We start from the raw sequence: 22,925 nt of genomic DNA, 5'->3' as shown, positions 1-22,925 counted from the left end.
TGTTACGGCTAAAAACTTCTACGGGTAAATAGTCGGCTAAATAATACAATAGAAAAAACCGCTGTATAAATTGCAAATACAACAATCATCCATTCAGGCATACTCATATTCATAAATTCCCAATCAATATTGCCACAATCACCAGTAGCGGCAAACATATTGGGTAGCCAATTGTGCAGCGGCAAGAAAGCTGGGAAATTGGGAACAATTTCACAGGAAACAAAAAATGGATTTGATTCGTTCTGTATCCCCACATGTTCAATGGCGATAAACATTCCCCAAATCGCAGAGACCCCCCAAGTCACAAAACCTATGAATCGTGTTATGAGATTATTTCTTAGGGTAGGTAGTAGCCCAGCGAACAGCAGGCCAAACACTGCTGTTCGTTGATATATGCACATAATGCACGGCTTTAAATCTAACCCATATTGAAAAAATAGAGCTGCCACAATTAAGCCTAAAGCAGATAGCAACAACGTCAACCAAGCCCATCGTGTTGAAGCCATGTCGCCAAAGAATACAAATACATTCATGTTTATTAAATTAACCTAATTATTAGTGGGCGCTAGCTGCGCCAACTTCTGCATCTGGAACATGGTGATTTATCCAGTGCAAATCATATAAAACGTCTGTTAATTCCTGCAATCCAAAATAAGTCGCAGCCAATCCTACTAAGGTTAAGACAATCGTAAATGGGAATGCCATATAAACCATAGTACCGTAAGATAATCGCAATAACGGCGCGATGGCAGAGGTTAATAAGAATAAAAATGCAGCTTGTCCATTGGGGGTCGCAACACTGGGTAAATTCGTACCTGTGTTAATCGCAACGGCTAATAGATCAAATTGGTCACGGGTAATTTGGCCATTTTTTAATGCAGTGGTGACTTCGGTTATATATACCGAGCCAACAAACACATTGTCACTCACCATAGACAACAACCCATTGGCTAAGTAAAACATCACCATTTGTGTTTTACCCTCAAAGGTCAGAACATAGTTAATGACCGGCGTAAACAGACCTTGATCTATGATTACCGCCACAACGCCAAAAAAGACACACAGCAGCGCAGTAAAAGGAAGCGCTTCTTCAAACGCCTTACCAATTGAATGCTCTTCAATCACACCACACATGGTCGTCGCTAAAACGATGACCGAAAGACCAATTAATCCCACTTCTGCTAAATGCAGTGCAAGACCAATGATCAACCAAATACCAATTAATGCCTGAGTAAAAAGTCGAGCGGTATCTAACTTGGTGCGTTGTTTGTCCATTTGCGTGTTGTAATCACTTAATATGCCTCGCACAACAGGGGGCAACTTAGCGCCATATCCAAACCATCCAAACTTTTCCACTACATAAGCGGTAATCAGTCCCGAGAAGAACACCGGAATTGTCACAGGAGACATGCGCACAAAAAACTCACCAAAACCCCAAGATGCTTTTTCTGCAATGATTAAATTCTGCGGTTCACCAACCATAGTCATCACTCCACCTAAGGCAGTACCTATAGCTGCATGCATCATTAGGTTGCGAAGAAAGGCGCGGAAATTCTCTAAATCATCGCGGCTTGGTTGGCCTATTTCGTCGTCACTTGAATGATCGTGATCATTGTTGAAATCTTTTCCTGAGGCGACTTTATGGTAAATGCTGTAGAAGCCTAACCCCACAGCAATAATGACCGCGATAACTGTTAAGGCGTCTAAGAACGCCGACAAAAACGCCGATGCGATAATAAAAGCTAACGATAACGCTCGTTTATTTTCTATTTTAATCAAGAGCTTAGTAAACAAATACAACAGCAAGTCTTTCATAAAATAAATACCCGCAACCATAAATACCAGTAATAACACCACACTAATATTAACGGTTATCTCATGGTACATGTGGGAAGGCGATGTCATTCCAATGAAGAGGGCTTCGATCAGCAGTAACCCCCCTGGTTGCAATGGGTAGCATTTTAATGCCATTGCCAAGGTGAATATAAACTCCAGAACTAAAACCCAGCCAGCTATATAGGTACTAACAAAGTAAAATAGAATTGGGTTTAAGATTAAAAATCCAACAATAACTTGTTTGTACCAATCAGGAGCATGGCCTAAAAAGTTTTTGTAAATGGCTTGAGTCATAGAAACTTGCATATGGGAATCCTTTTACTCATCGACTTTAAGTGCGATTGCATTTATTTATGTCTTCATTTTTAAAAGGTCAGGGCAATAAATGCAAGGTAAATCTGTTGTTAATCAGTGAATTGATTCTATTTGAACAGATATTGTGCAGCTTTGCGACTGATAAAGTCTATTAAATATTTAACATGCTGTTAAACTTTCATTGTTCCATATAAAATTCATCTGGTACAATCAGTTATCAACATGACATTAAAACGATAATAAGAGAGCCGTTGCATGATTTACAAGGCACAAAGTCCAGCTGGATTTGCAGAAGAATATATTGTTGAGTCAATATGGAGTGGACGATTTCCGCCTGGGACGATCTTACCAGCAGAAAGAGAGTTGTCAGAACTTATTGGTGTGACTCGCACAACGTTACGTGAAGTATTGCAAAGACTAGCTCGAGATGGCTGGCTGACAATTCAACATGGTAAACCGACTAAAGTAAATAATTTTTGGGAAACCTCAGGTCTAAACATCCTTGAAACATTGGCTCGATTAGACCAAGACGGGATTTCTGAGTTAGTCGATCACTTATTAGCCGCAAGAACAAATTTAAGCGCTGTGTTTATTCGTGGTGCAATTAAAAATGATGCGCAGCGAGTTAAGGAAATCCTCAAAGGCTTCCCAGACATTCCTGAAGATGGTGCCGCATTTGCTTTGTATGACTATCGCATTAATCACGACATGGCGTTTGCCTCTGGTAATAAAGTATATGTGTTAATGATGAATGGTTTTAGAGGTCTATACTCGCGAATTGGAGGCTACTATTTTTCTTGTCCCAAATCCCGAGAGTTATCTCGCAACTATTATCAAAAGTTGATGGAGTTGGCCGATACTGGTGATTTTGCAGGCGTTGCTTCTGTCGTTCGTGAGTATGGTATCGAGTCTGGCAAAATTTGGCATGAAATTCGTGCTGAAATGCCCAATGACTTAGTCGATTAAATCAATTTTTTTGTAACCTCTGTTATTAGACATTCAAATCACCGCGTTATCTAGTTGGCAAAAGTTTGCATAAAATGTAAACCTTTCTGACTTCACTTGGTAATTTAAAAATACCATAAATCAATGCTTTGCATTAAAGTCCTAAATTAATTTTTATTATTTTAGGACTTTAGTATGCGCTTTCTAATTTAGATCGTTAATCTTGTTCACAGTCAACAAATCGAGGAAATAATCATGACTAAATTAGACGCAATCAAAAGTAAAGTTTCAGACGCTGAAGATTTTGCACGTAAAATCTGGTTAGCTGGTTTAGGTGCTTACGGTAAGAGTTTCGATGAAGCTCAAGGTCAATATGAGAAGTTGACATCTGAAGCAGGTAAAGTATTTGAAGAGTTAGTTGAAAAAGGTGAAGTTTTAGAAACTGAAGCTAAAGCTAAAATCAAAGCTAAAACTAATGTTGAAGAACGTGTAACTGAAGTTCGTAAAAAACTAGGTTTAGATTCTTCAAGTTCAGAAGACAAAGTAGAAGAACTTTCTGCAAAAATTGATGCATTAACTGACGCTGTTGCAAAATTAGCTGCTAAGTAATGTTATCAAGTTCAGGATTGTCTGTAGGCCTTAATTAAGGTCTACAGTACCTGAACACATTATATATGTACTTGGATAATTAAGTCGGGGGAGTTATGAAAGCGATAAAATCTGTTGAAGAAACTGGGCGTAAATCCTGGTTAGCTAGTGTTGGCGCATATGGGGAAAGTTTAAATAAATCCACAGATGCACTGGACAAACTCTATACAGACGGCAATGCTTTAGTACAGGACCTGATTATACGCGGTGAATCGGTAGAAGCGGAAATCAAAGCTAAACTAGAACACAGCCCAATATTTAAGGGGAAGTCGATGTTAAAAAGCAAAATTGATATGTTCAAGGCGAAATTGGGCATGCAAAGTCATAGTCGCGAAATTCAACTAGAAATACTCTCTAACAAAGTTGATAACCTAATTGATGTTGTCGCAAAACTTGCTCAGAAAAAAGCAGCTGAACAAAGTGCTGCAAAATCAACGGCAACACCTGCTGCTAAAGCGAGCACTAAGACAACTGCCGCTAAAACTGCTACTACACGTAAACCTGCCGTTAAAAAGACTGCTAGTGCTAAACCTGCCTCAGATGCAGCTAAAACGCCAGCAAAGACAACGTCAACGACGACAAGAACTCGTAAACCAGCAGCTAAAAAGCCGGCTGCAGATAAAGAATAGTAGAATAACTACTCGGTCTTGATGACCATCAATCTATAACGCCAGATTATAACAAACTTGCGACAAGTTGAGATGAGTTGGCGTTGTGGTGATTTGCTCTGGATCTTACACACTGCTCAGTTGAATTTGATGTCTTTGTATAGGACATACGCGTTGTATAAGCGGCATTGTCTTTACCACCAAAGCTGACTAGTGGCTTTTTAAAGAAGTGCTGACGACATGTTGTACTTAAGCGCATTTTCTCGCTTTCTTGTTACTCATTCCACATACAAATGCATTTGCGATTAAACACCTATGCTGTTTGCAACAGAATTTACTTGGCACAAATGAGAGTTCAAATGTGCCAAATTTTTACATTCTTTCAGCCATAATCCGCGAACAACTGTTTTGTTCTTCCTTCTACCACTGTGTTTACGCCGATTTAGAGTTGTTGACTAAGCTCAATCCATTGTGTTGAGTCAATACTCGTTCTTCTCTGGCTTTAAGCAACTTCAAGTATTTCCCGAATGTTTTGCTAATTTGGGTATCACGTTTGATCCGATCTATTTGTGGCCAGGTTGCTCTTTCTGCACTTGAAATTAGTTTTTCAATACTGCGTAACGACGGATTGGCTAAGATATGTTTTAAACTTGCGAATCCTCGTTTAGGTAAAATATTGATATCACCTACATACTGCTGATCTATGATTGAACGCAACTTGTGAATTCCCAGTTTTGCGCCTTTATGAGAAGTCATACCTTCTAAAACATCAAATGCGTAAATACTATTCAATTTGGTAATGTTAGCTAAGTGGCGCCAAGTTAAGGCTCCTATTCCTCGGCTATCTTTTTTGTCCCGAGATAAAAAAGGTACGGCTAAGGGATTAGTTTGACTAACAATACTATGGTTTACCCCATATAAGCGGGCGAGTTGTTTAAATGGCATGTCAGCCATCAATGAGCCATCTGCAAAACGTCGGTTAGGTATGTATGGAACAATCTTGCCATCTGCTTGTTTCGCTTTTAATTGCACTGGACTAAATACCAATGGAATGGCACAGGATGCTCTAACCGCTTGGGTAATAATTGCGTTAGGTGACGTTTTAGCATTGAGCAGACGTGAATACTGGTGCAAATCAGATGGCGACACGGTAACAGTCACATGTCGTCCAGTTTTCTTGAAAGCCTCTTCAAATGTCATCAAATCAAAGAGTTCAATGAATGCATTTTCTAAGTTGGTGCTATCCATTAAACTATTTTGACCAAAACCTTGCCAAATTCTCCAATTACTAAAATTTTCGTAGATATTTTGTGGCTCTAAGGCGATTTTGAGTTCTTCGTTGGTACGGGTGGCAATAAGACTTGCGATGATAGATCCGGCGCTAGCGCCTGAAATTACATCTGGCAGCAAGTCATGCTCAGTAAGTGATTTAACGACACCACCATGAAAAAATCCAAGCCCAGCACCGCCGCTTAACATTAAGCAACTTTTGCCAAAGGCATGGGCTGTTTCATCAAAAAATGACAATTTTTCGTAAAAGTCGATTTCAGACTCGTTTGCATGGTATATAAAATCTAATGACTCACATACTTGATCGATAAATTCTTGAATTAAATACTTGGTACCTATTTTACTGTGGTTTTTCATCGCAGGATTAGCAATATTGCCTAAATTGCCATGAATACCTTCGTGTAAAATGGACATCAAGCCTAATGCATCACCACGAGAACGCGCCAACTTAATTCGTTGAACCCGTTTACGAATTAGACGATAGTCATATTCCTTACAGGTATCCTTTGCCTTCCATTCTTCCGCGCCAGACAATTCATCATGTTCTTGGCAAGCTTCCTTATATTCTTCATAACTATCTGCATGATTAATTGCAGCTTCTAAATCAGTAAGCGAATTACGGTACGCCATTTGGACCACCTAGTTTAATTAAATACAACTTTTAAACATAAGGGTCTGTAAATTCGTTCAATTCAAACCCTAATTTTCGAATCTATAACACCACGCTATTGTTGCTAAACGTTAACATTAGTATTACTAAACGCTAACACTATGGTTAACCAATTAATAGTATCCTTTAGTGTGAGATTATTAATAACTTAAGTTTTTAGAAAGTGCTACCCAATTTAGCAGAATTGGGCGTTTCAACTATTTTACAAAGAGATTTTGTTTGAGAATGTATAATTTGCTGTCAATGGCACAAATTTGATTGACCATTGTAATCGCAAAGTTTAGCCTGATGGAGTAGGGTAGTAAGCCCGTTACTTAGCTGTGACTATTAATTTGCTTTTTTGTAGAGTGAGTTCACGGATTAAATTGTTATTTATTCCTTTTTAATAAATTAAAGGCATCCACGCCACTTATGCAATGGATTTTAGAAAATTACTTGCTGTTGTTGATTCCTATTACCAGCGGGATTGTTGGTTGGGCAACTAACTTTCTAGCAGTCAAAATGATGTTTTATCCAATAGAATTTATTGGTATCCGTCCGTTTTTCGGCTGGCAGGGACTCATTCCTATGAAACGCCAGGAAATGGCTGAAATTGAAGTGGAACTGGTTTTAGGCAAGTTGCTCAGTGTGCAGGAACTTGCAGGAAGAATTGAGGCTGACAAAATGACAGCCTCTATACAACGCCGACTTAAACAAGTTTTGCGCAAAGTGATTAATCAAGTGATGCAGGAGTCTGCTCCTCAAATATGGGCATCCATGCCTGTACAAGCCAAAAATTTGGTTTACAAGCGCGTTGAAGCTGACATTCCTAATATGGTCACTAAAATGATCGATGATTTCCAACATAATGTGGAAGAAATTCTCGATATCAAAGAGTTAGTGGTGAGTCATTTAGTCAATGAACCTGAACTAATCAACGAAATATTTCTTAAATCTGGTGAAAAAGAATTTCCATTTATTGAACGTTCAGGGCTCTATTTCGGTTTCTTATTCGGGTTACCCACTATGGCCTTCTGGTATTGGTTTCAGAGTTGGTGGATATTACCTTTGGGCGGCTTGATTGTGGGTTATGCAACCAATTGGATCGCAATTAAGATAATATTCGAGCCTAAACAACCAATTCGGTTATTTGGAATCACATTCCAAGGAATGTTTTTAAAACGTCAAAAAGAAGTCTCAGAAGTTTACTCTGAAATTATTGAAAAAAAGCTTATTAATTCGAAAAATATTACAGAAATTGTGCTCCATGGTTCGGGATCAGAGCAGTTACTCGAACTGATAGAATTACATGTAAACGATGCTATTGAACGATATGTTGCTATTGCCCAACCTTATTTTGCGTTGGGTGTTGGCTCTAAGCAGTATTACCGAATGAAAGCGTTAGCTGTGCAGTTGATTTTTGACAGTTCTGATAAATATTTACAGTACGCCTATGAATATGCCAATGATGCACTGAGAGTTGGCGATGATCTATGCGCTAGAATGCAATTGTTAACCCCAGAAGAGTTCGAAGGTGTATTGCGTCCTGCTTACCAAGCAGACGAATGGAAATTAATTGTGGTTGGTGCTGTGCTGGGTATGATTGCCGGATTTATGCAACTTTACTTAATTTAATACAGATTCCGATTCTACTTATTTGGTCTTTTCGATTAATTCAAATATACCTACCAGAGATAGGGTTAGCTTGTGTTTTGGGGCCATTTCTATAAGTGGGGACTTAGCCTGATGAGATTCGCGCATTTTAACTGATTGGGAAACGTACTCAGCTAAGACTGGATAATTTTCTTCGATTAATTCATTGATGATTTGTTTTGGCAGATTGGCGTTACTCATAAACTGGTTGGCAATAATACCTTCGATTTCTAAATCAGGGTTATGATCTTCTCTTATTTCGGCGATTTTTTGCTGCAAACTGTACAAGCCTTGTCTGGCAAAATCATCACAATCTATAGGTATCAAGCAGCGGGAAGCGGCAATGAGAGCTGATAGACTATAGAAGTTAAGCGCGGGCGCGGTATCAATGTAGATGCGATCATACTCAGTGCTAAGCGTTTCTAGTGCTTCTTTTAACTTATAGATTTTATGCCTACTGTCTAATTCACTTTCTAATTCCGACAAACGTGCTGAACCGGCAATAATGTCCAAGTTTGTTACTTTTGTTGGCTGACAAAATTCCTTCGCTGGTTTGCGGTGCAAATGAAATGTAATGGTTTGTTCAAATAGATTGGCAATAGTGCAATCATCGTCTTTTTTAATGGCGTCTAGATAGGCTGTACTGTTACATTGGGTATCTAAATCTACCAATAAGGTTTTAAAACCGTGGTGAGCTGAAATGGCCGCTAGATTGACGGTTAAACTGGATTTGCCTACTCCACCTTTTTTATTAAATAGCACTCTTATCAATGGGATTGCCTCTGGATTTGGATTGGCGAAACAGGAACCATTTTCGCTCTACTATATTATTGAACTGCGCAATTACCAGTCTTGATATTTGCTATGCTGTGGATAAATAATAATATTAATGACCAGAAAGTAAACATAATTTACCGAAAGCATGATACAAATAAATAAAGCGTTATTTCATTCGTAGCTCTTGTATGTTCACAACGGGTTATGAAATGATGGGTATTATTAATTTTGTCATATTTTTATACGCTACCGCATATCCTAGCGTAATTTAATTATCGTATTGGCAAGAAAGAGTAAATCGTTCGACTAACTTTGGTTGATCACTATGAAAACGGCAGAGAAAATACTAGTCACTTCGTTGGATTTATTTAACCAACACGGGGAGAGTAATGTCAGTAGTGTTGATATTGCGGTTGAATTAGATATTAGCCCCGGTAATTTATATTATCATTTCAAAGGCAAGGAAATGATAGTGGCCGCGTTATTTGATTTATATAAAAATCAAATAGATACAGCATTTAATTCTGCTACCAACAAAGATTTAAGTATTGAAGAGTTTTTTTATTTTCTATACGTAATTTTAGAAAAAGGCCATCATTTTCAATTTCTGTTTCATAATCAAGCTAATCTTGCTGAAAATTATCCGACGGTTGCCAAGAAGTTCAAACTGCTTATCCTCTCGCAAGAAAGGAGTATAGAAAAATTAATTAAGTCGTTTATTCAAAATAGCAGTTTAAAAGCCACTTTTCACCAAGGAATTCAAATTGTCGAGCTGGTTGGTCTAGTCTTTACTCAATCAGCGAACTATTATGCATTAAAAGGTCAAAATATCAGCGATGAGACGCATTTGTATAAGGGACTAGCGACCATTCTATTTGCTGTATTGCCCTATATAAACCTGCCACCTGGGGAATTGCATCATTTACAAGAAGCAATTGCTACCCAAACTTTGGTCAGTGGGTTAGGCGTTTCCTAAGAATCCGTACGTTTAAGGAATATTGAGATTGAGTAAAAAACTTTCATTTCTCGACAAAACATTTTGGATTACTGAGTCTGAAGATAATCCAAAACATGTCGCAAGTTTACAGCTTTTGGAAATGCCAGAAGATGCCTCCCCACAATACGTTGAAAACCTGTGTAATGAGGTGAAGCAATTCGATAAAGGCGTTAGTCCCTTCAATGGCACGGTTAAAACGTTTATGGGTTTTCCTATCGGCCTCAATGAAATTGACAAGTTAGATATGGATTATCACGTCAAGTACCATGTGGTTGACGACGTTAATGACAAAGAAGCGCTGCATAAATTTGTTGCCAAATTGCATGAAGAATGGCTGGATCGTGATAAACCTCTTTGGCAGTACCACTTTATTACTGACAATAAGAATAAAGAATATGCGATTTATGCCAAAGTCCATCATCTGTATGGTGATGGGGCAACGTTAATTCGTTGGTTCCAAGCTGGCTATCTGGCGGAAAAGAACACGGAAACATTTATTCCGGTTTGGGCGGCACAAAGACGAAGCCGCAAACGCCGTAAGCTAGGTATTTTCACCTTAGTATTTGGTGGCGCATTTGAACTGTTTATGGTGGTGTTTGACTTACTCTATATCGTTTTGCGTCTATTGATGAAGCTAACCCGCATCAACTCAACCTACATGCCTTTGCCTTTTTCTGGCACTAAAACCATATTAACTGGCCAAGTTAAGAAAGGTCGAGTGGTGTCCACGGTAGACTTAAACTTTGCTCGAGTTAGAGGTTTGAGTAAGCGTGCCAGAGCATCTGCCAATGAAATTTTACTCTGCTGTTTTGATATTGGGGTTCATCGATTTTTAATGGATAGAGGACACACTTTCAAAAAAGCGCTCTATACTAATATGCCAATCAACCTGCGAAAACCTGGTGATCAGGCCGCGGGGAACAAAATAGCTATCGTGCCTGTGCGCTTGGCTCACGGTAAAAATGATCCTTATTTACGCTTGCGCCAAATCATCGAGAATCATCGTATTGTAAAACGCGCGGCAAAGCGCTCCAGACCCTTAGCATTCAGTTATTACACTGTGCTAATACAGTCTTACTCATTGATATTTGAAATGTTGCGGCTGTCTGACTTTGTGCGTCCTATCGCCAATATTCTAATTTCCAATGTGCCTGGCCCAACAGATGTGCGCTATTTAAAAGACAGCAAATTATTGGCCTGTTATCCCATTTCAACGATGACCCCTGGTGGAGGCGTAAATATCACTTTAATTACCTATGCAGGAACTGCAAATGTGGGGATTGTTTGCTGTGATAAAAACGTAAAATCTTTGGAGACTTTATCTGTTTATTTCACCGAAGCTTTTGAGATGTTGGAAAGGTGTATTGATGATCCGTCTTTGAACATTGACGATATTGGTGAACGTGTGCGTCAAACCGACTTGTCTATTGTGGATGATGAGGTCTATGATGAAGAAGCCGATCACGACCACTTGGAGTCAGAAAATACAGCTAAAAAGTCTGCTTAGAATTTAAACCTGACACAACGTTGCTCTACACAAACTGATTGGCCATGTTGGATGAACAAAGCTTCTTGCCAATCGTTTTCGTCCAGTTTATAGACAAATTCTGGGTTGTGTTTTGTTTCATCTAGTAACTTAATAATCTGCGGTTTGTGGTAATCCAATACCCGTTGTTTGCTTCCTGATAAATATAATCGCAAGTAATCAGAGGCAATATCTGAACTTCCCGCAGTCATTAAGCCTAAAGCCGATTTGAAGGTACCAGATATTAAATTTTTTACGCTTCTAGGCAATACTAGATCGAGAAGTTGCTTTGAATCATTAAGTAACGCATATTCGTCATTAATCAACCTAATTGAATCCAAGTCTAGTGAGTCGATAGTCACAGTCTTATTTTCAGCATCATATTTGGGTGTCATATCCAATACAATTAGCAAATGCGCGCGATAAAGTGGATTGCTAACCGCATCAATATCTAAGCTTGAATAAAGCTGTACCTTTACGGTATTACTATTGCGTGGAATGTCTATTTCTGTCTCAAGAATGGTAAATGTGCCTTTACCCACAGGGACGTCGACGTCTAGGTGTTGCGGAAAATGTGGCCTTGCCAAATCATTTAACTCTTCGACGGTATAATCTACATGGCTTATTTTGCCTAGCTTGATCATCCATTTAGCAATGAACTTATTGAGTCTTAGTGAAAACCGTTTTCTAAGTGTTTCTGCCACGTAGTTGTTAACTTATTCATCATTATCCAGCACTAAGTGTGAAGGTGAGAGGCTTTTAATGTCAAGTTTGGCGTTATTTATTTCATTTCATTTGTACATTAAAGTAACAACCCATTTTATTTTTTGGTAAACTGACTGGTATGACATCAGAGCAGTTGACTAGCTTTGTGAACTTAAGTAACTATTTATTCGTAGTTGTAACTAACAAAAAACCTTTGAAGTAGAAGCCGACATGCATGAATTAAAACAGACCCAATTTGATTTTATTATTATTGGCGCAGGTTCGGCTGGATCCACATTGGCTTCTCGGCTAAGTGAAAATCCCAATGTTCAGGTCTGTCTGCTTGAAGCGGGTGGAAAAGACTCCAATCCTTTGATCCATATTCCCTTTGGTTTGTCATTGCTTTCAAGAATTAAAAATGTCGGCTGGAATTATAATACCGCGTCACAGGTTAACCTAGACAATCGAGAATTATATTGGCCTCGTGGTAGAACCTTAGGCGGTTCTAGTTCGATAAACGCAATGTGTTATATACGCGGTGATCAGAAAGACTACGATGACTGGCAAGCCCAAGGCGCTCAAGGGTGGGATTGGCAGTCAGTTAAACCTTATTTTATTAAATCTGAACGGCAACAACACGGTGGCAGTGACAATCATGGCAATCAGGGGTTGTTGCATGTTAATGACCTACGCCACACCAACAAATTATCCCAATCTTTTGTTAAAAGCGCCGCACAAGTGGGCATGCCAATTCTACAAGACTTCAACGGAGAAGAACGGGAAGGTTTAGGTTTTTATCAAGTAACTCAAGTAAATGGGCAACGATGTTCTAGTGCAAAAGGCTATTTGCAACCAGCTTTACAACGCTCTAACTTAACCGTGCTCACCCATGCACAAGTGGAACATATTGTTGTTGATGATGGTGTTGCTACTGGAGTTAAATTACATTTAAAAGACAAATTGATACAGCTTAACGCGAAGCAAGAAGTGCTGCTTTGTGGCGGAGCTATCAATAGCCCGCAAATACTCATGTTATCTGGAATTGGCCCTAAAGCGCATCTGGCTGAACATGGCATAAAGGTTAACGTTGATTTACCTGGTGTCGGGCAGAATTTACAAGATCATTTGGATGCTATCGTCCAGCAGCGATGTGAAGCCAGAGAAAGTTACGCTGTAGCGCTGCCGTCATTACCTATGTATATCAAATCAGTATTTCAATATTTATTTGGACGTAAAGGATTAATGACATCGAACATTGCCGAGGCAGGTGGGTTTGCTAAATCCAAATATGCTACCGACCGTCCCGATCTGCAATATCATTTTTTACCAGCAATTTTATTGAATCATGGTCGTAGCACCGCTTTTGGATATGGTTATGGTGTCCATGTTTGTTGTTTATATCCTAAAAGCGTAGGTGAAATAAGGTTGGCATCATCAGATCCATTGGCTCCGGCGATTATCGACCCAAATTATTTAAGCCATCCAGATGATATAGCTGTAATGATTGATGGCGTTCGCAAAGCCCGTGAATTATTGGCAACGAGTGAATTTAATCAGTACGGTTCCCGTGAAATCGGGCCAGGTATTGCTGCACAATCAGATGAAGAAATATTAGCTTATCTACGTAAACGGGCAGAGACCATTTATCATCCCATTGGTACTTGTAAAATGGGCAACACTGAAGATCCCATGACGGTGGTAGATAGTCAGCTAAAAGTGAAGGGAATAACAGGCCTGCGTGTGGTTGATGCGTCAGTGATGCCAAGTTTAATAGGTGGTAACACCAATGCTCCGACTATCATGATCGCTGAAAAAGCGGCCGATATGATAAAACAGCAGTACCAATTGTAACTATAATTAATCACTATCTTGGCTGTTTAATACAAACATTTGTAAAGCTGTTTCACACATCTCATCAATATGACTGGCGTTTGCATAAATTCCATCGATTAATAATCTTGCAATACCATGAATAGTCCCCCAAGTAACTTGGGATAAGCGCAGCGTATCTAAACTAGCCGGTAATAATCCCTTGTGTTGCCAATCACGGGTCATTTTCACTTGAAATTGAAATGTTGGGTAGGCGATGTCTTTCAACGAATCGGTAGCGCTGTTTTGTTTCCATATTGTTCTACCGAACATTAAATCATACAACTCTGGATTTTCAGCAGCATAACTAATATAGCCGTGAATAAATGCCCTTAATTTCTGTTTTTCATTTAAATTCGGATTTTCAAATATTTCATCCAGTTGTAACTTCCAATGGCTAAAACCTTGTTCCGCTATCGCGCATAAAAGCTCATTTTTATCTTTGAAATGGTGATAAGGCGCTGTGCGCGAAACACCAACCTGATCAGCTAGTTTACGTAATGACAAGCTCTCTACTCCCTGCGCCTTGAGCATTGAGGAGGCGGTAAGTATAAGGCTTGTGCGCAAATCACCGTGGTGATAACGGGCTTTGAGAGGCTTTTTATCGGTCATTCGTGCACTTTATCATAGATCTTGACAGCGTCAACATCTTACCTTATCTTGACATTGTCTAGATAAGGTAAGTTTAAGCGTTCCTTTGAGGAATTCATCCAATTTATAGGTACGCATAAGCTAACTAAACAGCCTCAATTAGGTAGGCGTGCTTTACTTATTACCTGTGTACCATCTTGGAGAAAATCGTTTTGGAAAACTCAAATAAAAATTTAGATTTTTCACAATTAACCACGTTAACTGTATCAATAGAAAATCATATTGCGCACATACAGCTGTCTCGACCAGAGCAACTTAACAGCATGATCCCCGAATTTTGGCATGAATTACCAGAAACTGTCCGACGAATAGATCATGAGTCGGCAGCGAGAGTGATTGTTATTTCCGCTTTAGGAAAGCACTTTAGTGCGGGTATGGATTTGTCAGTATTTACCCAAATGGCCAAAGATTTTAGCGGAGAACCTGCCCGAAGAGCTGAACGACTAAGACGTTCAGTGTTGGAGTTGCAAGATTCATTTAATGCCCTTGAGCAAGTAAGAATGCCGGTATTAGTTGCAGCCCAAGGTGGGGTTATTGGTGGCGCTGTGGATATGATTTGCGCCGCAGATTGCCGTTATTGCACCCAAGACACCTATTTCACTATCAAAGAAACTGAAATTGGCATGACCGCCGATGTTGGTACTTTGCAACGTCTACCGCATTTAATTCCTCAAGGTTTAGTTAGAGAGCTGGCATTTACCGGCAGAAATTGGAGTGCTGAAGAGGCGATGGCCCAAGGTTTTGTCAATAAAGTATTTGAAGATCAAGAATCGATGCTAGACGCTGTGATGAAAATCGCGCAAAAGATCGCCATGAATTCACCTATGGCCGTTGCCGGATGTAAAGAGATGATTAATTACACCCGAGATCACAGTGTTCAAGACAGTCTTACCTATATGGCGACATGGCAGTCTGGCATGTTCCAAATGCCTGATATTCAAGAAGCCATGGCATCGCAACAGCAAAAACGCATGCCGCAATATGCCGAGCTTCTGGATAAAAGCTCGATGATGACCAACAAATAAATTTAATACAGGACCAAAAAACAATGACCGCAGATTTAAAAGTTAGTGCACCTTATCCGAATTTATTTAGACCCCTTGATTTGGGTTTCACATCGCTAAGGAACCGAGTCATCATGGGCTCAATGCATACGGGGCTTGAAGAGGCCGAAAATGGCCATGTTCGTATGGCTGCCTTTTTCAGAGAACGGGCAAAAGGCGGTGTTGGCTTGATTGTCACCGGCGGGTTTGGACCAAATGAAGTAGGAGCAACCCATGCGAAAACTAATTTACTCGATAGTGATAAACGTATAGCCGAACATAAATTTATCACTGATGCTGTGCACGCTGAAGGCGGTAAAATATGTATGCAAATACTGCATACAGGACGTTATGCGTATAATCCCAAGCTCGTTGCTCCCTCGGCGGTTCAAGCGCCAATTAATCCATTTAAACCCAAAGCGTTAGATGAAGCTGGAATCCAACAGCAAATCGACGACTTTGTATTCACCGCCAAACAAGCACAAAAAGCCGGTTATGACGGGGTCGAAATAATGGGCTCTGAAGGCTATTTCTTAAATCAATTTATAGCTAGCCGAACGAATCACCGTGATGATGAGTGGGGCGGAGAGTACAGCAATAGAATCCGTCTTCCCATTGAGGTGGTTAGACGTGTTAGAGAAGCTGTGGGTGAACACTTTATTATTATTTATCGACTATCCATGCTCGATTTAGTGGAGGGTGGTTCAACTTACGAAGAAGTTGTGGAGTTGGGCCTTGCGGTAGAAAAAGCCGGCGCAACCATCATTAATACTGGTATCGGTTGGCATGAAGCGCGAATTCCCACCATTGCCACTAAAGTTCCTCGCGCAGCATTTACATGGGTAACAGCAAAGTTTCGCCGCGCGCTAAATATTCCAGTGATTACTTCTAATCGAATTAATACGCCCGAGGTTGCAGAAGAGGTGCTAGCTCGCGGCGATGCGGATATGGTTTCTATGGCTAGACCGTTTCTAGCGGATGCCGATTTTGTTGTCAAAGCCATGGAGAATCGCGCCGATGAAATCAATACCTGTATTGGTTGTAACCAAGCCTGCTTAGATCATGTATTTGAAGGTAAAGATACAAGTTGTTTGGTAAACCCTAGAGCGTGTCATGAAACTGAGCTTAATATAGTCGCAGCAGATGTGATTAAAAATATGGCCGTTGTTGGTGCGGGACCGGCCGGATTGGCAGCTGCAGTTTCCCTTGCCCAACGAGGTCATAAGGTAACCTTATTTGATAGTGCCAGTGAAATTGGCGGGCAGTTCAATATTGCTAAACAAATACCAGGAAAAGAAGAGTTTTATGAAACCCTTCGCTACTTTTCAAAACAATTAGAGCTGCATCACGTCGAGGTGAAATTGAATACTCGGGTAGATGCTGAGCTATTAAATAGCGGTGACTTTGACGAGGTATTGATTGCTACTGGTATTAAACCTAGAACCCCTCAAATTCCTGGTGTGGAACACTCCAAGGTTCTAAGTTATTTAGATGTTATTCGTGATAAGAAACCGGTGGGCAATTCGGTAGCGGTGATTGGCGCTGGTGGCATTGGTTTTGATGTATCTGAATATTTAGCCCATAAAGGGGAATCTACCAGTCAAAATATTCCTGCTTTTATGAAAGAGTGGGGAATCGACATGACTTTTAATGCACGAGCCGGCGTAGAGGGAGTGACACCTCAACCTAGTGCCTCTGGCAGAGAAATCTATTTACTGCAGCGTAAAACCACTAAAGTCGGTGCTAATTTAGGGAAAACCACAGGTTGGGCTCATCGTGCAGGTTTGTTAGCCAAAGGTGTGCATATGGTAGCCGGTGTAGAATATTTGAAAATTGATGATCAAGGTTTACACATTAAAGTAAACGATGAAGTTCAAGTTTTAGATGTCGATAACGTGATTATTTGCGCAGGCCAAGATCCGCTGCGCGAATTAGCCGATGGACTTAATAAACCATATCACTTGATAGGTGGCGCAGATGTAGCAGCAGAATTAGACGCAAAACGCGCTATCAATCAAGGAACTCGCTTGGCAGCCACCTTGTAGGCGAGTTTTTTAACTGCGTAAAAACCATTAAATCCAGGGTCTGAAGGCCGTGCTACAGGTTGTTATTCAATGTGATTTAACGATGAATCTGTGGGTGGGTGCTTTCGACCTGCATGAAGCCAATAAATCGACGGCCTGAAGGCCGTGCTACAGGTTGTTATTCAATGTGATTTAACGATGAATTTGTGGGTGGGTGCTTTCGATCTGCATGAAGCCAATAAACCCAGGGTCTGAAGGCCGTGCTACAGGTTGTTATTCAATGTGATTTAACGATAAATTTGTGGGTGGGTGCTTTCGATCTGCATGAAGCCAATAAATCCAGGGTCTGAAGGCCGTGCTACAGGTTGTTATTCAATGTGATTTAACGATGAATCTGTGTGGGGGGGGGGCTTTCGATCTGCATGAAGCCAATAAATCCAGGGTCTGAAGGCCGTGCTACAGGTCGTTATTCAATGTGGTTTAACGATGAATTTGTGGGTGGGTGCTTTCGATCTGCATGAAGCCAATAAATCCAGGGTCTGAAGGCCGTGCTACAGGTTGTTATTCAATGTGATTTAACGATAAATTTGTAGTCGGGTGCTTTAGCCCCGAGATTATCTTTGAATATAAAAAAACCAGTCATTTGACTGGTTTTTTTGATTTAGCTTTTAAACTAAAACTTATGCGAAATTCGCTGCCGCAAATTCCCAATTAACTAATGCCCAAAAACCACCTAAGTAGTTAGGACGAACATTACGGTAATCGATATAGTATGCGTGTTCCCATAAATCAACTGTGATAAGCGGTGTTACACCTTCTTCAGTGATTGGAGTACCAGCATTGCTAGTGTTAACGATGTCTAGGCTGCCGTCAGCAGTTTTTACTAACCAAGTCCAGCTTGAGCCAAAGTTATTTACCGCTTTGTCGTTGAAGGCTGCTTTGAAGTCGTCAAAAGAACCCCATTTGGCAGTTATAGCATCAGCTAACGCACCAGTTGGTTCGCCGCCGCCATTAGGGCTTAGGCTATTCCAGTAAAATGTGTGGTTCCAGATTTGTGCAGCATTGTTAAATACACCGCCGTCTGATTGCTTAACCACATCTTCCAATGACATATCTGCCATTGCCGTACCTTCAACTAAACCGTTTAGTTTAGTTACATAAGTAGCGTGATGCTTACCATAGTGGTAATCAAGAGTTTCAGAAGAAATATGCGGTTCTAGAGCGTTTCTTTCATATGGTAACGGGGGTAGTTCAAAAGCCATGTAAATTCTCCATTAATGTGAGCTTAGCGTTATTAAATTACTGTCAGGCTAAATGCTAGCGTGAATTTTTAGAATGTAAAGCCTCAATAAAGGCTTTCATTCTACTGTAATACTATGATTTATAAATGATGATCTGGGGATAAGATGCTAATTATCAACCCGAATTACAAATACTTTTTACGAAGTCGTTAGATTATTTATGAATTTGCATTTATTCAAGTATTTCCAATGATTGTGACAAATCTGCGTAATTTAGCAAACCTTTTGGAAAGCAGCGCTTGAAACAGGTAAACTAACACCCATATTCAAATTAACTTAATTTAGAGAGTGGTAAAATGGACACTGTAGAGAAAATCAAACAACAAATTAATGAAAACCCAATCTTATTGTATATGAAAGGGTCTCCGAAGCTGCCAAGTTGCGGTTTTTCTTCACAGGCTTCTCAAGCCCTAATGTCTTGTGGAGAGCAATTTGCGTATGTTGATATTTTGCAAAACCCTGACATTCGTGCCGAATTACCAAAATATGCAGATTGGCCAACATTCCCACAGTTATGGGTTGATGGCGAGCTAGTTGGCGGGTGTGACATTATAATGGAAATGTTTCAGCAGGGTGAATTGCAGCCTTTGATTAAACAGACTGCAGAAAAAAATGCTGAGCAAGACAAAGAAAGCTAAGTTTTATTTTAAGCTAGATTAAAAACTAAAAAAGGAGCGTAATGCTCCTTTTTTGTGATTTAAATTTGTTTTAACTGACTTCTTTGAACAGGCTTTCATCGATAATAGTTGTGTCAATGATATCTTGTGCCATTTGTATACAACGACCGCACTGGCTGCCGACACCAAATTTGGCGCGCAATTCTCGAGTGCTTCCAATACCGTCCTCGCGGACAGCTTTTGCAATAGCTTTATCAGTAATGCCGTGACACAAACAAACGTACATTTAATTACACCTCAATCTTCATGCAAATGATAATAGTTGTTATTTGTATCTTTTTCAATAGCTAATTTGCTTATTTGTTATACATTGTTTTAAAAAGTGATTGATAGCAGGGGATAGAATCGTGAATACTGTTTTTTGTCGATTTAATTAAAAAAAGTTTATTGTTTTCCTTGGGTTTTATTATTCTAGTCTTATATTGTGCTTACAAGGTTTTTAAATCGTTAATCGAACATGCATTTGCGTTTATAAATGCTTTCACTAATAAATGGAGAAAAAAATGAGTGTACTAGTTGGTCGTCCAGCACCAGATTTCACTGCCGCAGCAGTTCTTGGAAGCGGAGAGATTGTTGATAGTTTCACCCTTAGCGAAAATATTAAAGGTAAAAAAGCCGTTATCTTTTTCTATCCTTTAGATTTCACTTTCGTTTGCCCGTCAGAGTTGATCGCGTTTGATAAACGTTATGAAGAATTTACTAAGCGTGGCGTAGAAGTTATCGGTGTTTCAATCGATTCACAATTTAGCCATAACGCATGGCGTAATACCCCAGTTAATGAAGGCGGTATTGGTCCAGTGAAATATACTTTGGTAGCTGATACTAAACATGAAATTTGCCAAGCGTATGATGTAGAGCATCCTGACGCGGGCGTTGCTTTCCGTGGTTCTTTCTTAATCGATGCTGAAGGTAACGTACGTCACCAAGTCGTGAACGACTTGCCACTAGGCCGTAACGTTGACGAAATGTTGCGCATGGTTGACGCTTTGAACTTCCATGAAGAGCACGGTGAAGTTTGTCCTGCAGGCTGGCAAGAAGGTAAAAAAGGTATGGATGCATCTCCAGAAGGTGTTGCTAAGTATCTTGCAGAGAATTCTGACGCGCTTTAATTAGCAATAGCTGTTAATTAGTCATAGAAAATAAAAAACCGCGTAACTGTAAAGGTTTCGCGGTTTTTTTTATGAGCGTTTAAAATTTAGTGAGTAAATACGGGGTCGCCGATTACACTCCACAACAGCACCGAACCTACCATCAGTACTACAAGAAGAATAAGGCCACCGGTAACCACCGCACTAGAATATATAAAACCTTTATCTTCAGGTATGTGCAACATGATGGGCACACCTGAATACAACAAGTAAATAGAGTAGGAGATACCGATAAAAGCTACCACCATAACAAACCAAAGCGCAGGATAAAACGCTGCAAATCCACACATAAATAGCGGAGTTGCAGTATACGCAGCTAGTTCTAACGACTGTGTATAACTCGGGTTAGAATCGAACACTTTGGCAAGTTCATAAATGATAATAGCCAGGGCAATGACCCCTGCAATTAAGCCAAAATACATGCCTATACCCAAAGATGCGGCAGACATCTGATCTAATTTAATGACTTCTCCAACACCAATACTCCAGCCCAAATGATAGGAAGAGTAATAACTCAAAATAGCAGGAATGAGTGAAATGATGCATATGTGACTCAGACTGTAGAAGTAGCTTTCATGCCTTTCGTCAATTGCATGCCATTCTTCTTTTGGGTGAGTATAAATACCCCATAAGTGATTTAGTACCAAGATACGACTCCTTTGGTGGCTTTTTGTACCGTCATTAATTTTAAAATAACCAATTAATAACAAAATGTTAACAATAGTTTCTTTTACAAACGATTTTTCGTCAACTGATTTGTTTAGTTTTACGGCAAATAATCGTATTTAGGTGATGTTTATTGTAAATATTCCGCATAGTTATCTGAAAAAGCACAGATGATGGTATTTTTTAGGGTGCGAAGATCGGGCTATTTAGATTTTGCCGGACGAAATTTCGCCGATCTGTAAAAAAATGGGGGAAGTAACACTCAAGGTTAAAGGATTTATGTAAATTTTCAGGTTGATTGAAATGCCGTTATTTTGCGATGATTTTTCTGCAAACGCTACTTGTTCGACCAACTCGGTTTAGGTTACTTTCACTCGTTTGGATAATTCCATAAATCTATTCAAATACTCTGGTGGCGTTTCATTTTCTCGAATACCCAAGTGTATCGATTTCTGAATACCATTTTTGGCAGTCGGACTGATCAATGATATTGGCTTTATATCCATATGCTGTTGGTATTCTTCAATTAACCATCGCGGTAGCGCTGCAACGCCTCGATTTGCGGCTACCATTTGCAGCATTATCTCAGTATTCTCAATAATTTTATGCTGTTTAACGCTGGCACCTGAGGGGGTCAAAAAATGGCTGAAAATATCCAGGCGACTGGCTTCCACCGGGTAAGTAATTAAGGTTTGTTCGCTTAAATCCTCAGGATTAAGTTGTTGCAATTCAGCTAAGGGAGATTGTCCTGATACGACCAGAGCGTGTTCGTAATCGAATACCGGCGTATAGCGCACATTATGGTGGAATAAGGGATCGGGTGTAATCAATAAATCTATCTCATAGCCCAATAAAGCACTTAAACCGCCGAACTGAAATTTTTGCCGAACATCTACATCTACTCCTTCACACTGAGCCAAAAAAGGTTTGACAGTTTTCAACAACCATTGATAACAAGGGTGGCATTCCATTCCAATGCGTAATATGCCTTTTTTGCCATGGGCTATTTGTTCAAGTTGTTGTTCTGCATATTCAAACTGTGGCAGCAAACGGTTGGCAAGGTTAAGTAATTGGTTACCTGCTTGGGTAAGGCGTAGCTTTCGGCCTTCTTTTTGCCAAACTTGTACTTGATAGTGAAGCTCAACTTTCTTAATGGCGTGACTAAGTGCTGACTGAGTTAAACACAACTGCGAGGCTGCTTGGGTAACGGTACCTGTCTCAGCAACAGCCTTAATAATAGTGAGATGATTGCGATCCAACATATTGTGATTAATTTCTATGAAGTAAATTCATGAATACATAAAAATATACCACTATCTTTCATCTATTCAAATGCTGATTTTAAGCCAACGTTATCTCATTTGGCTATATAGATGACCAAAAGTAATAGTTGGTTTTGCCATTTTGGTGCTAACTAAGAATTGAGATTCACCTATAAGGTATATTGGAATAATCAGGAGACAGAACAAAAATTGTTGCAAAAATGGGCTGGTTATTAGAAAAGTGTTTAGCGCCAGGGTAATTTGGATTTGGCAGCAATAGGCGATTTCTGTCTTTATCTTCTGTTATGCTTTTTAAGGCATTTCATCAACATTAAA

General features: G+C 39.8%; 21 protein-coding genes. 11 read left to right on the top strand and 10 right to left on the bottom strand.

Going from position 1 to position 22,925, the window contains the following annotated elements; translation table 11 throughout:
• Nucleotides 1-8 precede the first annotated feature (8 nt).
• Nucleotides 9-533, bottom strand: a complete 525-nt coding sequence (gene dsbB / locus ABWV72_RS11725; RefSeq protein WP_216050322.1) for a disulfide bond formation protein DsbB — start codon at nucleotides 531-533, stop codon at nucleotides 9-11.
• 22 nt (nucleotides 534-555) lie between these two features.
• Nucleotides 556-2,142 carry a sodium/proton antiporter NhaB gene (nhaB, locus tag ABWV72_RS11720; protein WP_216050323.1) on the bottom strand — a complete coding sequence of 529 codons (1,587 nt, stop codon included), beginning with the start codon at nucleotides 2,140-2,142 and terminating at the stop codon, nucleotides 556-558.
• Between the two features lie 264 nt (nucleotides 2,143-2,406).
• On the opposite strand from nhaB, the gene fadR reads away from it, so the two are divergent.
• The 3 genes from fadR to ABWV72_RS11705 all read left to right on the top strand — a co-directional run bounded on the left by fadR (nucleotide 2,407) and on the right by ABWV72_RS11705 (nucleotide 4,373).
• On the top strand, nucleotides 2,407-3,117 hold the full coding sequence (fadR, locus tag ABWV72_RS11715; protein WP_216050324.1) for a fatty acid metabolism transcriptional regulator FadR: 711 nt from the start codon (nucleotides 2,407-2,409) through the stop codon (nucleotides 3,115-3,117).
• 234 nt (nucleotides 3,118-3,351) lie between these two features.
• The gene (locus tag ABWV72_RS11710; RefSeq protein ID WP_216050325.1) at nucleotides 3,352-3,705 is read left to right on the top strand and encodes a phasin family protein; all 354 of its coding nucleotides are present in this window, start codon (nucleotides 3,352-3,354) and stop codon (nucleotides 3,703-3,705) included.
• 95 nt (nucleotides 3,706-3,800) lie between these two features.
• Nucleotides 3,801-4,373, top strand: coding sequence for a hypothetical protein (locus ABWV72_RS11705; RefSeq protein ID WP_216050326.1), 573 nt, complete (start codon nucleotides 3,801-3,803; stop codon nucleotides 4,371-4,373).
• 411 nt (nucleotides 4,374-4,784) lie between these two features.
• Here ABWV72_RS11705 and ABWV72_RS11700 read toward each other — a convergent pair whose 3' ends face one another.
• Nucleotides 4,785-6,272, bottom strand: coding sequence for a DUF3336 domain-containing protein (locus ABWV72_RS11700; RefSeq protein ID WP_353370694.1), 1,488 nt, complete (start codon nucleotides 6,270-6,272; stop codon nucleotides 4,785-4,787).
• Between the two features lie 451 nt (nucleotides 6,273-6,723).
• On the opposite strand from ABWV72_RS11700, the gene ABWV72_RS11695 reads away from it, so the two are divergent.
• On the top strand, nucleotides 6,724-7,926 hold the full coding sequence (locus ABWV72_RS11695; RefSeq protein ID WP_216050328.1) for a DUF445 domain-containing protein: 1,203 nt from the start codon (nucleotides 6,724-6,726) through the stop codon (nucleotides 7,924-7,926).
• A gap of 18 nt (nucleotides 7,927-7,944) precedes the next feature.
• On the opposite strand, the gene ABWV72_RS11690 is transcribed toward ABWV72_RS11695, so the two are convergent.
• Nucleotides 7,945-8,706: a ParA family protein gene (locus ABWV72_RS11690; RefSeq protein WP_436792313.1), complete on the bottom strand. Its 762-nt coding sequence runs from the start codon at nucleotides 8,704-8,706 to the stop codon at nucleotides 7,945-7,947.
• A 340-nt stretch (nucleotides 8,707-9,046) separates the two neighbouring features.
• Between ABWV72_RS11690 and ABWV72_RS11685 the strand changes: the two genes are divergently transcribed.
• Complete coding sequence (locus ABWV72_RS11685) at nucleotides 9,047-9,697, top strand: TetR/AcrR family transcriptional regulator (RefSeq protein WP_216050330.1); 651 nt, start codon at nucleotides 9,047-9,049, stop codon at nucleotides 9,695-9,697.
• 28 nt (nucleotides 9,698-9,725) lie between these two features.
• Nucleotides 9,726-11,225, top strand: a complete 1,500-nt coding sequence (locus ABWV72_RS11680; protein WP_216050331.1) for a wax ester/triacylglycerol synthase domain-containing protein — start codon at nucleotides 9,726-9,728, stop codon at nucleotides 11,223-11,225.
• Here ABWV72_RS11680 and ABWV72_RS11675 read toward each other — a convergent pair.
• Nucleotides 11,222-11,947: a DUF1439 domain-containing protein gene (locus tag ABWV72_RS11675; protein WP_353370690.1), complete on the bottom strand. Its 726-nt coding sequence runs from the start codon at nucleotides 11,945-11,947 to the stop codon at nucleotides 11,222-11,224. The two genes, ABWV72_RS11680 and ABWV72_RS11675, sit on opposite strands and share 4 nt — an antisense overlap.
• Before the next feature lie 232 nt (nucleotides 11,948-12,179).
• Here ABWV72_RS11675 and ABWV72_RS11670 point away from each other — a divergent pair, with 232 nt between their 5' ends.
• The gene (locus tag ABWV72_RS11670; RefSeq protein ID WP_353370688.1) at nucleotides 12,180-13,799 is read left to right on the top strand and encodes a GMC family oxidoreductase; all 1,620 of its coding nucleotides are present in this window, start codon (nucleotides 12,180-12,182) and stop codon (nucleotides 13,797-13,799) included.
• 6 nt (nucleotides 13,800-13,805) lie between these two features.
• On the opposite strand, the gene ABWV72_RS11665 is transcribed toward ABWV72_RS11670, so the two are convergent.
• Nucleotides 13,806-14,429 (bottom strand): TetR/AcrR family transcriptional regulator, encoded by a 624-nt coding sequence (locus tag ABWV72_RS11665; protein WP_303500183.1) that lies wholly within the window; start codon nucleotides 14,427-14,429, stop codon nucleotides 13,806-13,808.
• A gap of 191 nt (nucleotides 14,430-14,620) precedes the next feature.
• Between ABWV72_RS11665 and ABWV72_RS11660 the strand changes: the two genes are divergently transcribed.
• Both ABWV72_RS11660 and ABWV72_RS11655 read left to right on the top strand, forming a co-directional pair.
• Nucleotides 14,621-15,493 (top strand): crotonase/enoyl-CoA hydratase family protein, encoded by an 873-nt coding sequence (locus ABWV72_RS11660; RefSeq protein WP_353370686.1) that lies wholly within the window; start codon nucleotides 14,621-14,623, stop codon nucleotides 15,491-15,493.
• Between the two features lie 23 nt (nucleotides 15,494-15,516).
• Nucleotides 15,517-17,556, top strand: coding sequence for an FAD-dependent oxidoreductase (locus ABWV72_RS11655; protein WP_353370684.1), 2,040 nt, complete (start codon nucleotides 15,517-15,519; stop codon nucleotides 17,554-17,556).
• Between the two features lie 659 nt (nucleotides 17,557-18,215).
• Here the strand turns inward: ABWV72_RS11655 and ABWV72_RS11650 are convergent.
• On the bottom strand, nucleotides 18,216-18,797 hold the full coding sequence (locus tag ABWV72_RS11650; protein WP_216050336.1) for a superoxide dismutase: 582 nt from the start codon (nucleotides 18,795-18,797) through the stop codon (nucleotides 18,216-18,218).
• Between the two features lie 335 nt (nucleotides 18,798-19,132).
• Between ABWV72_RS11650 and ABWV72_RS11645 the strand changes: the two genes are divergently transcribed.
• Nucleotides 19,133-19,474, top strand: a complete 342-nt coding sequence (locus ABWV72_RS11645; RefSeq protein ID WP_216050337.1) for a Grx4 family monothiol glutaredoxin — start codon at nucleotides 19,133-19,135, stop codon at nucleotides 19,472-19,474.
• 70 nt (nucleotides 19,475-19,544) lie between these two features.
• Here the strand turns inward: ABWV72_RS11645 and ABWV72_RS11640 are convergent, their stop codons facing one another.
• The gene (locus tag ABWV72_RS11640) at nucleotides 19,545-19,739 is read right to left on the bottom strand and encodes a bacterioferritin-associated ferredoxin (protein WP_216050338.1); all 195 of its coding nucleotides are present in this window, start codon (nucleotides 19,737-19,739) and stop codon (nucleotides 19,545-19,547) included.
• A gap of 277 nt (nucleotides 19,740-20,016) precedes the next feature.
• On the opposite strand from ABWV72_RS11640, the gene ABWV72_RS11635 reads away from it, so the two are divergent.
• Entirely contained in the window at nucleotides 20,017-20,622 is a 606-nt protein-coding gene (locus ABWV72_RS11635) for a peroxiredoxin (protein ID WP_216050339.1), read from the top strand.
• A gap of 86 nt (nucleotides 20,623-20,708) precedes the next feature.
• On the opposite strand, the gene ABWV72_RS11630 is transcribed toward ABWV72_RS11635, so the two are convergent.
• On the bottom strand, nucleotides 20,709-21,308 hold the full coding sequence (locus tag ABWV72_RS11630) for a Yip1 family protein (protein ID WP_216050340.1): 600 nt from the start codon (nucleotides 21,306-21,308) through the stop codon (nucleotides 20,709-20,711).
• 378 nt (nucleotides 21,309-21,686) lie between these two features.
• The gene (locus tag ABWV72_RS11625; protein WP_353370681.1) at nucleotides 21,687-22,589 is read right to left on the bottom strand and encodes a LysR family transcriptional regulator; all 903 of its coding nucleotides are present in this window, start codon (nucleotides 22,587-22,589) and stop codon (nucleotides 21,687-21,689) included.
• Between the last annotated feature and the right edge of the window lie 336 nt (nucleotides 22,590-22,925).

The sequence above is a fragment of the Aliiglaciecola sp. NS0011-25 genome (assembly GCF_040370605.1).
Lineage (GTDB): Bacteria > Pseudomonadota > Gammaproteobacteria > Enterobacterales > Alteromonadaceae > Aliiglaciecola > Aliiglaciecola lipolytica_A.
Note: the sequence above shows the minus strand (reverse complement) of the source record. Positions and strands in the feature narration are given on the sequence as shown.

Coding starts and splice junctions, on each gene's coding strand:
- dsbB (WP_216050322.1), bottom strand. CDS start 533: ATGAATGTATTTGTATTCTTTGGCGACATGGCTTCAACACGATGGGCT.
- nhaB (WP_216050323.1), bottom strand. CDS start 2,142: ATGCAAGTTTCTATGACTCAAGCCATTTACAAAAACTTTTTAGGCCAT.
- fadR (WP_216050324.1), top strand. CDS start 2,407: ATGATTTACAAGGCACAAAGTCCAGCTGGATTTGCAGAAGAATATATT.
- ABWV72_RS11710 (WP_216050325.1), top strand. CDS start 3,352: ATGACTAAATTAGACGCAATCAAAAGTAAAGTTTCAGACGCTGAAGAT.
- ABWV72_RS11705 (WP_216050326.1), top strand. CDS start 3,801: ATGAAAGCGATAAAATCTGTTGAAGAAACTGGGCGTAAATCCTGGTTA.
- ABWV72_RS11700 (WP_353370694.1), bottom strand. CDS start 6,272: ATGGCGTACCGTAATTCGCTTACTGATTTAGAAGCTGCAATTAATCAT.
- ABWV72_RS11695 (WP_216050328.1), top strand. CDS start 6,724: ATGCAATGGATTTTAGAAAATTACTTGCTGTTGTTGATTCCTATTACC.
- ABWV72_RS11685 (WP_216050330.1), top strand. CDS start 9,047: ATGAAAACGGCAGAGAAAATACTAGTCACTTCGTTGGATTTATTTAAC.
- ABWV72_RS11670 (WP_353370688.1), top strand. CDS start 12,180: ATGCATGAATTAAAACAGACCCAATTTGATTTTATTATTATTGGCGCA.
- ABWV72_RS11665 (WP_303500183.1), bottom strand. CDS start 14,429: ATGACCGATAAAAAGCCTCTCAAAGCCCGTTATCACCACGGTGATTTG.
- ABWV72_RS11655 (WP_353370684.1), top strand. CDS start 15,517: ATGACCGCAGATTTAAAAGTTAGTGCACCTTATCCGAATTTATTTAGA.
- ABWV72_RS11650 (WP_216050336.1), bottom strand. CDS start 18,797: ATGGCTTTTGAACTACCCCCGTTACCATATGAAAGAAACGCTCTAGAA.
- ABWV72_RS11645 (WP_216050337.1), top strand. CDS start 19,133: ATGGACACTGTAGAGAAAATCAAACAACAAATTAATGAAAACCCAATC.
- ABWV72_RS11640 (WP_216050338.1), bottom strand. CDS start 19,739: ATGTACGTTTGTTTGTGTCACGGCATTACTGATAAAGCTATTGCAAAA.
- ABWV72_RS11635 (WP_216050339.1), top strand. CDS start 20,017: ATGAGTGTACTAGTTGGTCGTCCAGCACCAGATTTCACTGCCGCAGCA.
- ABWV72_RS11625 (WP_353370681.1), bottom strand. CDS start 22,589: ATGTTGGATCGCAATCATCTCACTATTATTAAGGCTGTTGCTGAGACA.